This is a genomic window from Nocardioides sp. (assembly GCF_025964975.1).
In the GTDB taxonomy this organism is placed as follows: Bacteria; Actinomycetota; Actinomycetes; order Propionibacteriales; family Nocardioidaceae; genus Nocardioides.
The window spans coordinates 42,510-55,081 of record NZ_JAOPXV010000149.1; the positions used below are offsets into that span (position 1 = coordinate 42,510).

14 protein-coding genes are annotated in these 12,572 nt (G+C 71.1%); 9 read left to right on the forward strand and 5 right to left on the reverse strand.

The window, feature by feature from the left end:
* Positions 1-183 precede the first annotated feature (183 nt).
* Together JWN68_RS11445 and JWN68_RS11450 are read left to right on the forward strand one after the other, a co-directional pair.
* Positions 184-1,467, forward strand: coding sequence for a PspC domain-containing protein (locus tag JWN68_RS11445; protein ID WP_297738787.1), 1,284 nt, complete (start codon positions 184-186; stop codon positions 1,465-1,467).
* 8 nt (positions 1,468-1,475) lie between these two features.
* A complete protein-coding gene (locus tag JWN68_RS11450; RefSeq protein WP_297738789.1) occupies positions 1,476-1,838 on the forward strand; it encodes a hypothetical protein in 363 nt (120 codons plus the stop codon).
* On the opposite strand, the gene JWN68_RS11455 is transcribed toward JWN68_RS11450, so the two are convergent.
* Positions 1,831-2,847, reverse strand: a complete 1,017-nt coding sequence (locus JWN68_RS11455) for a glycerophosphodiester phosphodiesterase family protein (RefSeq protein ID WP_297738791.1) — start codon at positions 2,845-2,847, stop codon at positions 1,831-1,833. The genes JWN68_RS11450 and JWN68_RS11455 overlap by 8 nt on opposite strands.
* Before the next feature lie 118 nt (positions 2,848-2,965).
* On the opposite strand from JWN68_RS11455, the gene JWN68_RS11460 reads away from it, so the two are divergent.
* The 5 genes from JWN68_RS11460 to JWN68_RS11480 all read left to right on the forward strand — a co-directional run bounded on the left by JWN68_RS11460 (position 2,966) and on the right by JWN68_RS11480 (position 9,305).
* A complete protein-coding gene (locus tag JWN68_RS11460; RefSeq protein WP_297738793.1) occupies positions 2,966-4,678 on the forward strand; it encodes an ABC transporter ATP-binding protein in 1,713 nt (570 codons plus the stop codon).
* A 76-nt stretch (positions 4,679-4,754) separates the two neighbouring features.
* The gene (locus JWN68_RS11465; protein ID WP_297738795.1) at positions 4,755-6,515 is read left to right on the forward strand and encodes an ABC transporter ATP-binding protein; all 1,761 of its coding nucleotides are present in this window, start codon (positions 4,755-4,757) and stop codon (positions 6,513-6,515) included.
* Positions 6,505-7,239 carry a DUF2071 domain-containing protein gene (locus JWN68_RS11470; protein WP_297738797.1) on the forward strand — a complete coding sequence of 245 codons (735 nt, stop codon included), beginning with the start codon at positions 6,505-6,507 and terminating at the stop codon, positions 7,237-7,239. Before JWN68_RS11465 ends, JWN68_RS11470 begins: the two co-directional genes overlap by 11 nt.
* A 288-nt stretch (positions 7,240-7,527) precedes the next feature.
* Positions 7,528-8,568, forward strand: coding sequence for an LLM class F420-dependent oxidoreductase (locus JWN68_RS11475; protein ID WP_297738799.1), 1,041 nt, complete (start codon positions 7,528-7,530; stop codon positions 8,566-8,568).
* Positions 8,556-9,305 carry a hypothetical protein gene (locus JWN68_RS11480; protein WP_297738802.1) on the forward strand — a complete coding sequence of 250 codons (750 nt, stop codon included), beginning with the start codon at positions 8,556-8,558 and terminating at the stop codon, positions 9,303-9,305. The genes JWN68_RS11475 and JWN68_RS11480 overlap by 13 nt, the downstream gene beginning before the upstream one ends.
* On the opposite strand, the gene JWN68_RS11485 is transcribed toward JWN68_RS11480, so the two are convergent.
* Positions 9,223-9,744 (reverse strand): hypothetical protein, encoded by a 522-nt coding sequence (locus JWN68_RS11485; RefSeq protein WP_297738804.1) that lies wholly within the window; start codon positions 9,742-9,744, stop codon positions 9,223-9,225. The genes JWN68_RS11480 and JWN68_RS11485 overlap by 83 nt on opposite strands.
* A gap of 79 nt (positions 9,745-9,823) precedes the next feature.
* Between JWN68_RS11485 and JWN68_RS11490 the strand changes: the two genes are divergently transcribed.
* Positions 9,824-10,972, forward strand: coding sequence for an acyl-CoA dehydrogenase family protein (locus JWN68_RS11490; RefSeq protein ID WP_297738805.1), 1,149 nt, complete (start codon positions 9,824-9,826; stop codon positions 10,970-10,972).
* On the opposite strand, the gene JWN68_RS11495 is transcribed toward JWN68_RS11490, so the two are convergent.
* Both JWN68_RS11495 and JWN68_RS11500 read right to left on the reverse strand, forming a co-directional pair.
* Positions 10,969-11,301: a gamma-glutamylcyclotransferase family protein gene (locus JWN68_RS11495; protein ID WP_297738807.1), complete on the reverse strand. Its 333-nt coding sequence runs from the start codon at positions 11,299-11,301 to the stop codon at positions 10,969-10,971. The genes JWN68_RS11490 and JWN68_RS11495 overlap by 4 nt on opposite strands.
* The gene (locus JWN68_RS11500; RefSeq protein ID WP_297738809.1) at positions 11,298-11,570 is read right to left on the reverse strand and encodes a hypothetical protein; all 273 of its coding nucleotides are present in this window, start codon (positions 11,568-11,570) and stop codon (positions 11,298-11,300) included. Before JWN68_RS11500 ends, JWN68_RS11495 begins: the two co-directional genes overlap by 4 nt.
* A gap of 39 nt (positions 11,571-11,609) precedes the next feature.
* Here JWN68_RS11500 and JWN68_RS11505 point away from each other — a divergent pair, with 39 nt between their 5' ends.
* Positions 11,610-12,077, forward strand: coding sequence for a GNAT family N-acetyltransferase (locus JWN68_RS11505; RefSeq protein WP_297738811.1), 468 nt, complete (start codon positions 11,610-11,612; stop codon positions 12,075-12,077).
* On the opposite strand, the gene JWN68_RS11510 is transcribed toward JWN68_RS11505, so the two are convergent.
* Positions 12,070-12,572, reverse strand: a 503-nt coding sequence (locus JWN68_RS11510) for an FAD-dependent oxidoreductase (protein WP_297738814.1), incomplete at its 5' end; no start/stop codon positions are given. The two genes, JWN68_RS11505 and JWN68_RS11510, sit on opposite strands and share 8 nt — an antisense overlap.

Sequence of the window (12,572 nt, forward strand, 5' to 3'; positions counted from 1 at the left end):
GGGGCCCGGACGGAGGGTGGGGGGAAGCGAGGCTCATCGTGTGTCCATCGTCGCAGGCAGGGCGCGTGCCCACCATGAGGATCGACCCCGAACGAACCCTGAGGTGACCGTCCGACCGACGCGGGTCGATGATCAGGGACGTCCCCGATGGTGCCGGCCGGCCGCTGGGCGTTGACTGGAGCCATGACGAACCCCTCTCCACCGCCGGCCGCCGAGCCCCGGCCTGCTGCCGACCGGCCCGACCAGCAGAGCCCGCGACCCACTCGCAACGACGTCCTCGACCTCGGCCGGCTCCGCCGCAGCAACCTCGACCGTCGTATCGCCGGCGTCTCGGCCGGCCTGGCGCGCCACCTCGACATCGATCCGATCATCGTCCGCGTCACGCTCGTGGTGCTGGTGTTCTTCGGCGGTGCCGGCCTCGTGGTGTACGGCGCAGCCTGGCTGCTCGTCCCGGAGGAGGGATCGACCGCGCAGCCGCTCGGGCTCGACGACCGCAACCGCGGAATCGCCCTCCTCATCGCCGGCATCGTGGCGGCGCTGGCCGCAGTTGGTGACTCGGCAGGAGCGTTCTGGTTCCCCTGGCCGCTCGTCATCGTGGCGTTGGGCATCGTGTGGTTCCTCAACCGCAAGGACCAGGGACCTCGTCCCTACGTGCCGGCGGTGACCGGCTACGCCGCCCCGGTGACCGGAGCCTCCCCCCCCTCGTCACCCGCCTCGCCCACCACCACGACGCCGACCGCCGCGCCGGAGCAACCGATCTGGGATTCGCAGACGGCGGCGGTGCCGCGCAGTCATTACCAGCCGTACCAGCAGCCGTACCAGACCTACGACCGGGCGAGCTACTCCCGGCCGCGCAACCCGCGCAAGAAGGGCCCGATCCTCTTCTGGTTCACGCTCGCGCTGATCGCGACCGGGGTCGGCACGCTGGGCATCATCGACGTCTCCGGCACCGACGTCCCCGACGCGGCGTACCCCGCCCTGAGCCTCGCCCTGACCGGCGCGATGCTGGTCCTGGGAGCCTTCTGGGGACGCGCCGGCGGCCTGATCCTCATCGGCCTCGTGCTGAGCGCCGTGACGCTCATCGCCACCGCCACGTCCAACTACGTGGACACCACGCTCGCCTACACCCCGACGACCTCCGAGGACGTCCGTGGGTTCTACACCCTCGACGGGGGTGAGCTCACGCTTGACCTCTCTGCCGTCGACGACGTCGACGGGCTCGACGGCCACGAGATCACGGTCGAGGGCGGTGTCGGGGAGATCGAGGTCATCGTCCCGCGCGGTATGGACGTCCAGGCGGCCGCTACGACCGGTGTCGGCGACGTCGACGTCTTCGACCAGCACAACGACGGCTTCGACGTCACGGTCGAGAACCTCCTCGACGGCGGCAACGAGGTTCCCGACCTGCGCATCTACGTCGACCTCGGCGTCGGCGAGGTCACCATCCGCGAGTCCCGAGAGCAGTGAGGTCCCCCATGAGCCACCCCTCCCCCGATGACGCCATCCAGTCCGAGGTCGAAGCGGACGCGTCGGGACGGCACCCGGTCAGCGTTGCCCACCTCGTGATGGGCGTGGCCTTCCTCGGCCTGACTTTCATCTGGCTCCTGCTGGAGACCAGCGCGATCGGGCGCGGCGACCTGCGATGGCTGATGCCGCTGCCCTGGCTCGCCGCCGGGCTCGCCGGCCTCCTCGCCGTCGCACTGACCGGGCGACGGTCGAAGGACCACGTGCCCGCAGGGCCGGCCTACGTGCAGCCCGAGCCCGCGTGGTCCGAGCCGGAGCCGGAGTCCGGGTCCGAGTCCGGGTCCGGGTCCGAGGACACCACGCGCCTCAGCTGACGAGCTCCCGGACAGCGCTCACGGCGAGGTCCGGGTGGTCGGTGATGACGCCGTCGGCACCGACGTCGAGGAGCGCCCGGACCTCACCGGCCATGTCGCCGTACGCATCAAGGTCGAGCCCGCGTCGCAGGTTGCTGGGCAGGAAACGGTTCTCGGCGCGCACGGTCCACACGTGCACGGTCAGCCAGAGACGATGGGCGTCCCGCACCAGCGTGGACGGGTCACCGATGGCACCGGACGCATCACGAGGCAGGACCAGGCTCTTGTGCGGGCCGATGCCGTCGGCGTACTCGTCGATCCTGGCCAGTCCCGCCGGGGTGCACAGCACGGCGTGCGAGTCACCGACCGCGAGCAGCTGGATGATCGGCAGCCGGGTCCGCAGGGCCAGCCGCTGGAGGATCTGCGGTTCGAAGGCCATCAGGCTGATGCGGGCCATGGGCCCGTCGAGGTCGTGGCGACGGAGCGCAGCAAGGAGGGGTACGTCGAGGGGCAGGCCGATGGAGTCGAAGTACGCCGCGTGCTTGAGCTCGATCATCACTCCCACGCTGCGACGCCGACGCATGGACTCGGCGTGCACCATCGTCAGGATCTCGGTGAGCGTGGCGATGCCCTCACGTCCGTCGTGGGCAGCGCTGGCCGGACGCATGGCCGGCCGCCGCTCGCGGGCCGTGAGCGTCTTGATCTCGGCCAGGGTGAAGTCCTCGGCGAACCACCCGGTGACCACGCGGCGCTCGATCGTCTTCGTCCCCCTCCGGTCCGCGAGCTCGAGGTGCTCCGCGACATCGGTGGTGCCGCTCAGCTCGGGCTCGTGGCGCGCGACCAGCACCCCGTCCCGGGTGCTGACCAGGTCGATCTCGATGTCGTCGACGCCCATGCGGATCGCGGCCCGGTAGGCCGACAGCGTGTGCTCCGGACGGTGTCCGCTGGCGCCGCGATGGGCGACGATCGCCGGGGTGATGACGAGGCTGGGGGTCCGGTCGAGGGCCGGCTGCTGGCAGGTCACGCTCATGGGACCACGGTGAGCCCGGCAGGCATCGGTGCGGCGACAGGCAGGTGAACGTCGCGTGAGGAGCGAGCGGCAACAAAGGATTCGCTAGGACACCCACCTCCTCCGTAGCCTCGTCAGAGTGCGTCAGCTTCCCGTCCCCGACCCCGGTATCGCGGACCATCGCTCACCCGGACGCTTCCTGTGGTGGCTGGCAATGGGACAGCGGCGCACCCTGCTGGGCGGGATGACCTTCGGGATCCTCTGGATGTCGTGCCAGGCCGTGCTGCCGGCCGTCCTCGGCCGCGCGATCGACCGGGGTGTCGCCGATCGTGACCAGTCGCAGCTGCTGCTCTGGGCCGGGGTGATGCTGCTGATCGGTCTGGTCCAGGCGGTCACCGGGATCATGCGTCACCGGTTCGCGGTGACCAACTGGCTCACCGCGTCCTACCGCGTCGTCCAGCTCATCACCCGACAGTCGGTCCGCCTCGGTGGCTCCTTGCCACGCAAGGTCAGCACCGGCGAGGTGATCGCGATCGGCACCACCGACCTCAACCACATCGGCAACGTGATGGACGTGACCGCGCGTTTCTCGGGTGCCATCGTCTCCTTCCTGCTGGTCTCGACGATCCTGTTGACGACGTCGGTGCAGCTCGGTCTCGTGGTGCTGATCGGCGTGCCCCTGTTGCTGCTCGTGCTCGGCCCGATCCTCAAGCCACTGCAGGTCCGCAGCGCCACCGAACGACAGATGCGCAGCGACCTCTCCAACACCGGCACCGACATCGTGGGCGGGCTGCGCGTCCTGCGCGGGATCGGCGGCGAAGGTGTCTTCCTCGACCGCTACCGGCGCGAGTCCCAGGCCACCCGGGTGGCGGCGGTCAACGTCGCCAAGCTCCAGTCGGTGCTCGACGCCCTGCAGATCTTCCTTCCCGGCGTCTTCGTCGTGCTCGTGGTCTGGCTCGCCGGCCGCGCCGCGGTCGTCGGACAGCTCAGTGCCGGTGAGCTCGTCGCGTTCTACGGCTACTCCGCCTTCCTCCTGATCCCGCTGCGTACGGCGACGGAGTTCGCCAACAAGATGATCCGCGGCCGCGTCGCGGCCGGCCGGGTGTGCCGGGTCCTCGCCCTGGATCCCGACGTCGTCGACCCCGCCTCCCCCTCCCCAGCCCCTCCTGCCGACAGCGACCTCCTCGACGTGCGCTCGGGCCTGCGAGTCCGTCCCGGCACGCTCGTCGCCATCGTGTCCGAGCAGCCGGACGACTCCGCACTGCTGGCCGACAGGTTGGGCCTGTGCGCGCCCGAGACCGACGACGACGTGTCCCTCGGCGGCGTCCCCCTCACCTCGCTGCCGCATGCAGTGGTCCGCGAGCGGATCGTCGTCTCGGACACCCAGGCCGCGCTCTTCGCGGGTCGCCTGGCCGACCGGATCGACGAGCGCGGCAAGGGCGGCGTCGACGAAGCCCTCGCCACCGCGTCCGCCAAGGACATCCTCGACGCGCTGCCCGACGGCCTCGACACGGTCGTCACGGAGAAGGGGCGCTCTTTCTCCGGCGGTCAGCGGCAGCGGCTCGTCCTCGCGCGGGCCCTGGCAGCGGACCCCGAGATCCTGGTGCTGGTCGAGCCGACGAGTGCCGTCGACGCGCACACCGAGGTCCGTATCGCGTCCCGGTTGAAGGCCCACCGCGCCGGCCGTACGACCGTCGTCACCACGGTCAGCCCGCTCGTCCTGGACGCCGTCGACGAGGTCGCATTCCTCGTGGACGGTGTGGTCGTCGCCGTCGGCACCCATGCCGAGCTCCTGGCCAACCACCCGGCCTACCGGACGGTCGTCGTGCGCGACGTGGTGGTCGCATCGTGAGCGAGCGAGCGAAGTTAGCCATCAGTCGCCGCGCGAGATGTGCCTCATGCGCGCACGGAGCGAAGCGAGTACGCGTATGAGCGTCACCACCCGGCTTCCCATCGCCGACGGCAGGGCCGTCCGCCGCTACGTCGGTCAGGTCGCCCATCGCCACCCCCGGCTGCTGTGGACCGCACTCGCTCTCCACATCGCTGCGGCCCTGTCCGCGCTGGCTGCCCCTCGGCTGCTCGGCGACCTCGTCCAGTCCGTCGAGGACGGCACCACGGCTGCGCGCGTCGACTCGATCGTCCTGTGGCTGGCCTTCTTCCTGGTGCTGCAGTCGGTGCTGACCCGCTTCGCCCGCTACCGCTCGCAGGTGATGGGCGAGCTGGTGCTGGCCGAGCTGCGCGAGGACTTCGTCTCCAACACGTTGGCGCTGCCGATCGGTACGGTCGAGGCCGCCGGCTCCGGCGACCTCCTGACCCGCACCGGCAGCGACATCGACCAGCTCGGCTGGTCGGTGAGGTGGGCGCTGCCCGAGTGGACGATCGCGGTGCTGTCGGCGGCGCTGACGTTCGCCGCCGCGCTCAGCGTCGGCTGGTGGGTGGCGCTGCCGTGCCTGCTCGCCCTGCCGCCCCTGGTGATCGGGCTGCGGTGGTACCTCGCCCGAGCCAAGGACGGCTACCTCGCGGAGACCGCGTCCTACTCCCAGATCAACACCACCCTGTCCGAGACGGTCGAAGGCGCCCGCACCGTCGAGGCACTCGGCCTCGGACCTCAGCGTGTGCGCCTCAGCGACGAGGACTGCGCGGCGTCCTTCAGGGCCGAGCGCTACACCTTGCACCTGCGCACGGTCTTCTTCCCGAGCATGGAGCTGAGCTACCTGCTCCCCGTCGTCGGCACGCTGCTCTTCGGGGGCTGGCTCTACACGCGTGGCGACGTCACGCTGGCCGAGGTGACCACGGCCACGTTGTACGTGCAGATGCTGATCGACCCCGTCGACCGGATCGTCTCGATCCTCGACGAGCTCCAGCTCGGCGCGGCGTCGCTCTCCCGGCTGCTGGGCGTCGCCCAGGTGCCGGACGACCGCTCGGTCACCGGCCGCACGCCGTCCTCGGAGAAGCTCGACGCCGAGGAGGTGCACTTCTCCTACGTGGAGGGACGCGACGTGCTGCACGGGGTGGACCTCGACGTGGGCGTCGGGGAGCGCATCGCCATAGTCGGTCCGTCAGGCGCCGGGAAGTCGACCCTGGGTCGCCTGCTCGCCGGCATCCACCCGCCGAGGACCGGGTCCGTCACCGTCGGCGACGTCGGTCTCGTCGAGCTCCCGCTCGGTGACCTCCGCGGTCACGTCGCACTCGTCACCCAGGAGCACCACGTCTTCGTCGGGACGATCCGGGAGAACCTCATCCTGGCCCGACCGTCCGCGTCCGACAGCGAGGTCCACGAAGCACTGGCCGCGGTGGACGCCAGCGAGTGGGTCGCCGCGCTGCCTTCCGGGCTGGACACTGTCGTCGGCTCGGGCGGTCGTGCGCTCACCGCGGCCCAGGCCCAGCAGATCGCGCTCGCCCGGCTCGTCCTCGCCGACCCGCACACGCTGGTGCTGGACGAGGCCACCTCCCTGATCGACCCGAGAGCGGCGCGCCACCTGGAACGGTCGCTGGCCGCCGTACTCGAAGGTCGCACGGTCATCGCGATCGCGCACCGGCTCTTCTCCGCCCACGACGCCGACCGGGTCGCGGTCGTCGAGGACGGCGTGATCTCGGAGTTCGGGTCGCACGACGAGCTCGTCGCCGCCGGTGGGTCGTACGCCGCACTGTGGGAGTCCTGGCACGGGACGGCCGACCATGGAGCCTGAGGCGATCACGCCGCTCGCACCGCGCACCTTTGCGACGACCGTCTTCACCCAGCGCTGGGAGGACCTGGCCTTCCTCCACTGGGCGGTCGAGCCCGAACGCATCCAGCCCTACCTCCCAGCGGGGACGCGGCCCGACACGTTCGAGGGCATGACCCATGTGGGACTCATCCCCTTCTGGATGAAGGGCATCGGGTTCCGGGGAAGCCCAGGGCTCCCCTACGTCGGGTCGTTCCACGAGACCAACGTGCGGCTCTACTCCGTCGACGACCAGGGGCGCCGCGGCGTGGTCTTCCTCAGCCTCGACGCCTCCCGGCTGGCGCCGGTCCTCGCCGCTCGCCAGGGCCCGCAGCTGCCCTACCTCTGGTCACGCATGGCCCGCACGCGCGACGGGAGCCGAGTCACCTACACCTGCCGGCGCCGCTGGCCCGGACCACGCGGCACTCGCTCGCGGATCTCGGTGAGCGTCGGCGAGCCCCTCGAAGCGGGTCCGCTCGAGCTGTTCCTCACGGCCCGGTGGGGGCTGCACCTGGCGGACCGGCGCGGCCGCACCCGCTACTGGCCCAACGCGCACCCCACCTGGCCGCTGCACCACGCCGTGCTGGACGAGCTGGACGACGAGCTGCTGGCCGTGCACGGGTTCGGCGACCTGGCTGCCCGCCCACCGGACCACGTGATGTTCTCGCCCGGGGTGGACGTCACCTTCGGCTCGCGCCTGCCGGCCTGAGCGGCCGCGCTACCGCCATACCTCGCCGCCCACACCCCGGGCGGTGGCACAGCCACATTCTCGGCGACGGAAATATGGGTGCCGCACCCCCGTGTGCTGAGTCGTCCCCGACGCGCCAGCGGGGGGTCACACACCCACATTCTCGAGCCGGGCAATGTGGGTCACGCACCCCCGTCCGGGAGTCGCGCCCGGGACGCACGCCTCGCGCGCTCGCCGCCGAGCCGGCCAGGCCCTCCGCTGAGACACCCTCCTTGCGACGATGACAGTGGTGGTGTCACAGTTGCAGGCATGAAGCTCTCGATGCCGCTGATGTACTCCGGCAACCCCCGCGACGCCGCCGACCAGGTCAGCCAGCTCGAGAAGGCGGGCCTCGACACCGTCTGGGTGGCCGAGGCGTACGGCTTCGACTCGCCCACGCTGATGGGCTACCTCGCGGCGAAGACCGAGACGATCGAGATCGGCGCCGCGATCCTCAACATCTACTCCCGCACCCCTGGCGCACTGCTGCAGACTGTCGCGGGTCTCGACAACGTCTCCGGCGGGCGCGCGATCCTGGGGCTGGGCGCGAGCGGACCCCAGGTGATCGAGGGCTTCCACGGGGTGCCCTACTCGAAGCCACTGGCTCGTACGGCCGAGGTGATCGACCTCGTCCGGCGCGGCCTCAAGCGCGAGAAGCTCGAGAGCGACGGGATCTTCAAGCTGCCCCTGAGCAAGGACGACGGCGCCGTCACCGGGCTCGGCAAGGCGCTGAAGATCCTCACCCACCCCGAGCGCGACGCCGTGCCCATCTACATCGCCGGCCTGGGTCCGAAGTCGGTCGAGCAGGCGGCCGAGATCGCCGACGGCTGGATCCCCCACCTGTTCCACCCCGAGAAGGCCCACCTGGTCTGGAGCGACGCTCTCGAGGCGGGCGCTGCGAAGCGGTCGTCGAGCCTGGCTCCGCTCGAGATCACCGCCGGCGGCATGGTCGCGATCGGCGAGGGCCCCGAGACCAAGGCCCTGCTCGACTTCGCCCGGCCGGTCTTCGCCCTCTACGTCGGCGGCATGGGTGCGAAGGGCAAGAACTTCTACAACGACGTCGCGGCGGCCTACGGCTACGAGGCGGAGGCGGCCGAGATCCAGGACCTCTACCTCGCGGGCAAGAAGAAGGAGGCCGAGGCACTGATCCCGACCGACTGGCTGGAAGCGGCCAACCTCGTCGGACCCGCCTCCTACGTCCGCGAGCGGATCGAGGCGTTCCGCGAGGCGGGCGTCACCAACCTGTCCCTGACGCCGGCGAGCGAGGACCCCGCGGCAACGATCGCGCAGGTCAAGGCATGGGTGTCCTGACGCGCGTCCCCGGGCTGGCTGCGGGCGCGCTGCCCGGGGTTGCCCTCGGCGTCGCTGCACTCGTCGCGGGCCTGGCCCGACGCGACAAGGCGTTGCACCCGATCGGCCGCCAGGGCACGGGAGACCTCACCGTGACCGACCCGGTGCCGGGCCTCGGCGTCGACCCGCTGGCCCGGGTGGGCACCCACCCGTGCACCCTGCGGTGGTCGCGCTCGATGGGCCTGCCGGAGGGCTGGCCCGACATCGAGGGGATGGCGCTGCGGCTGCCGACCGGCGGCCCCGACGGCGGTGTCGCCGACGTGCTCCTCGCCAGCACCGGGACCCACGGCCCGTCCCGCTACCTCCTGCTCCTGCGCGGCCCGGGCCGGTTCGGCCACCAGACGTCGCTGTTGCCCGTCCGTACGCCGGCAGGCCCGGCGACCTTCATGATCGCCCCGGACGCGGAGCCGGTCGACGGGTCGCCGCCTGCGGCGTACACGCTGCACGTTGCGCTGGGCGCGGGCGACTGGGTCCGCGTCGGACGCATCGAGATCACGTGGTCCGAGCAGGACACGTCTCAGCGGTTCGACCCGGTGGCCAACCCTCTGGCCGGGACCGAGCAGTACCCGTTCGTGCAGGCCCTGCGGGAGCCGCCCTACGTCGCCGCGCGGCTCGTCACAAGCGTCGGTCGAGCAGGCCGGCAGCGCCGCGCTGCTGCTCGCCGAGCTGGGCGTCGAGGACCAGCAGTGAGCCAGTGAGCGCCGGAGTGGTCCACTGCAGCCAGGCCAGCTTCCGCCGCGCCCGGTCCGCCGCCTCGGGATCCTCCGCGTGACCGTCCTCGCCGGAGGCCTTGCCGAGCCGTTCGCCGTACACATAGGCAGCCGCGCTCGAGGCGATGGCGGCGCCGGTCAGCGCGGTCTTCGCCGCGACCGCGACCGTCGTCGGCGGGTGCGCCACGACGCGGTTCCTGTTGTCGGCGAGGATCGCCACGCCGCTCAGGAGGTGCAGCGCGATCGAGCCGCCCTGCACCGGACCCCATCGCTCCCAGCCCGTCCCGGAGACCTCGATCCGCTCGCGCTGGGTGTCGGGTCGCCGGGCCGCCGGGTTGAGCCCGACCGCTCCCATCAGCGACCCGCCGAACCACGCGGCGTTCGTCACCAGATGGGTCGCGCGGACGGCTGTGCTCACAAGGCTCATGCGGCCAACCTAGGCGCGTCGACACGGCGTCGCCTCACCCCGGCGGAGAGTGCCTCCGGCCCCACCCAGAAGGAGCACCATGCCTGAACGTCCCTCGATCCTCGAGCAGGAGCACGAGGACTTCCGTGCGACGGCGCGGGCGTTCTTCGAGCGCTCCGTGGTCCCCCACCACGCGCAGTGGGAGGCCGACGGCGTGGTGTCGCGCGAGGTGTGGCTGGAGGCCGGGCGGGCCGGCCTCCTCTGCTTCGACGTGGAGGAGGAGTACGGCGGGGCCGGGATCACCGACTTCCGCTACAACATGGTCCTGGCGGAGGAGGCGACGCGTGCCGGCGCCTCGGGACCGGGGTTCGCGGTCCACACCGACATCATCGTCCCCTACATCTCTTCTCTCGGGACACCGTCGCAGAAGGCTCGCTGGCTTCCTGGGCTCGTGTCGGGAGAGCTGATCTCCGCGATCGCGATGACCGAGCCCGGTGCCGGGTCGGACCTGCAGGGCATCCGCACCACCGCGGTCGACGCCGGTGACCACTACGTGCTGAACGGGTCGAAGACCTTCATCAGCAACGGCATCCTCTCCGACCTGGTGGTCGTCGTCGCCCGCACCGACCCCGACGCGGGGCACCAGGGGATCTCGCTGCTGGTCGTCGAGCGCGGGATGCCGGGCTTCGAGCGGGGGCGCAACCTGGACAAGATGGGGCTGCACGCCCAGGACACCGCCGAGCTGTCCTTCACCGACGTACGCGTGCCGAAGGACAATCTCCTCGGCCCCGAGGGGTCCGGCTTCGTCTCCCTGATGCAGAACCTGCCGCAGGAGCGCATCTCGATCGCCTGCATCGCCGTCGCCGCCGTCGAGCACGTCCTCGGTCTCTGCCTCGACTACGCGAAGTCGCGCGAGGCCTTCGGGAAGCCGATCGGGAAGTTCCAGCACAACAGGTTCGTGCTCGCCGAGATGGCGACCGAGGCCCACATCGCGCGAGTGTTCGTCAACGACTGCGTGCTGCGCCTCAACGCCGGGACGGTCGACACCTCGCTCGCCTCGATGGCCAAGTGGTGGACGACCGAGCTCCAGAAGAGGACCGTGGACGCGGGCGTGCAGCTGCACGGAGGCTACGGCTACATGTCGGAGTACCCGATCTCCAAGGCCTACACCGACTCGCGCATCCAGACGATCTACGGCGGGACGACCGAGATCCAGAAGGAGATCATCGGCCGGATGCTGGGGCTCTAGCGGGCCTTGTGCACGTAGACCTGGGCCGGCACGGACTGTCCGTCCGGGCGCCGGGCCTGCACGGTCACGCGCTCGTAGTCCACACCCTCGAACTCGTCGAGACGCGCCCAGTGCTCGGGCAGGTGGTCGGAGGTGAAGAGTTGGCCGTCCACCACCGGACCGTCCGGGGACAGGACGATGGCCGGGTAGCCCTCGTCGAACGCCCAGCCCTCGTCGACGAACGCGCCCGTGACCGAGGCCGGCTCCCACGTCCCGTCGACGTCGGCCAGGATGTGCTCGTTCGACCGCGCCGGGGCCAGGCTGCCGTAGACGAAGAGACGCTCGGTCACGAGGGCTGGTCAGGGATGATCGACTCGACGCTCATGTTGCCGGCGTCGCGTCCCACGACGAGCCGGTGCCCGTCGAGGGCGGTCAGCGCCTCGCGGACAGTCGCAAGGTCGAGGTGGGTGTCGATGGCGATGTCGGCATCCTTGATCGGGACCGTCGGCCCCCACTCCTCCGGCGGCACCTGGAAGGGATCGAAGTCCGTCTGGGCCGCCGCCCAGAGCTGCAGGGCTGACTGTTGGACGATGTCGTGGGGCGAGAGCTCGTCGGCCATGGCGTCGACCGTACCGGTCCGAACCGTCACCATTGCTCCATGCAGCTGAGGATGGAGCGCGCCGACTTCGACGACCCTCGTTTCGCTGCCTTCCTCCAGGCGCACCTCGACGAGACCGAGCCGACCGCTCCCGTCGAGAGCCGGCACGCCCTCGACCTGACCGATCTCCGCGCCACCCACATCCGGGTCTGGGTCGCCCTCGACGGGGACGACCTGGTCGGCAGCTGTGCGCTCGCGGGCGTGGAGGAGGGGCATGAGGAGCTCAAGTCGATGCGCACCGATCCCGCTCGTCGCGGGCAGGGCGTCGGGACCTACGTGCTGGAGCACCTGGTCGAGGACGCTCGCAGCCGTGGCGTCACCCGGGTGTCGTTGGAGACGGGAAGCATGGAGTTCTTCGCTCCGGCGCGCTCGTTCTACGCCCGGGCGGGCTTCGTCCCGTGCGGTCCCTTCGGGGCGTACGTCGAGGACCCGTACAGCGTCTTCATGACCAGGTCGCTGGTCAGCTGAGCCGCTCGACCAGCGCACGACCCAGGTCGCGGCCCGACCGCCACGCGGTCTCCACCTTCGGCGAAGGGCCCCATCCGTCGCCGCACACGCCGAGCAGTCCGTGCGGCCCCGCCTCCAGGGCGTACGGCGCCTCGCGCTCACCCACGGGCCGCGCCAGCGACCAGCGGTGCACGTGAACCTCCACCGGCTCGGACAGACCCATCACCTCGCGCAGTGCCCGCACCATCTCCGGGCCAGCCGCCTCAGGATCGTCGAGGTGGAGCCGAGCGAAGTCGGGGGTGGAGTGTGCGACCAGCACCGGCGCGTCGTCGCCGCGTCGTCGTCCGTCGTCGGCGACCCAACCCAGCACGTGGTCGGTGTTGACGAAGCCCCCGTCGAACCGGCCGGTGGGGCTGACGTCGTCCCAGGTGCGCTCGCGCCAGCGGGCCGCCAGCGCGATCACGGGCTCGAACTCGCGGTCCAGGCGTGCCGTCATCGGGTGGGCGGGGTCGATCA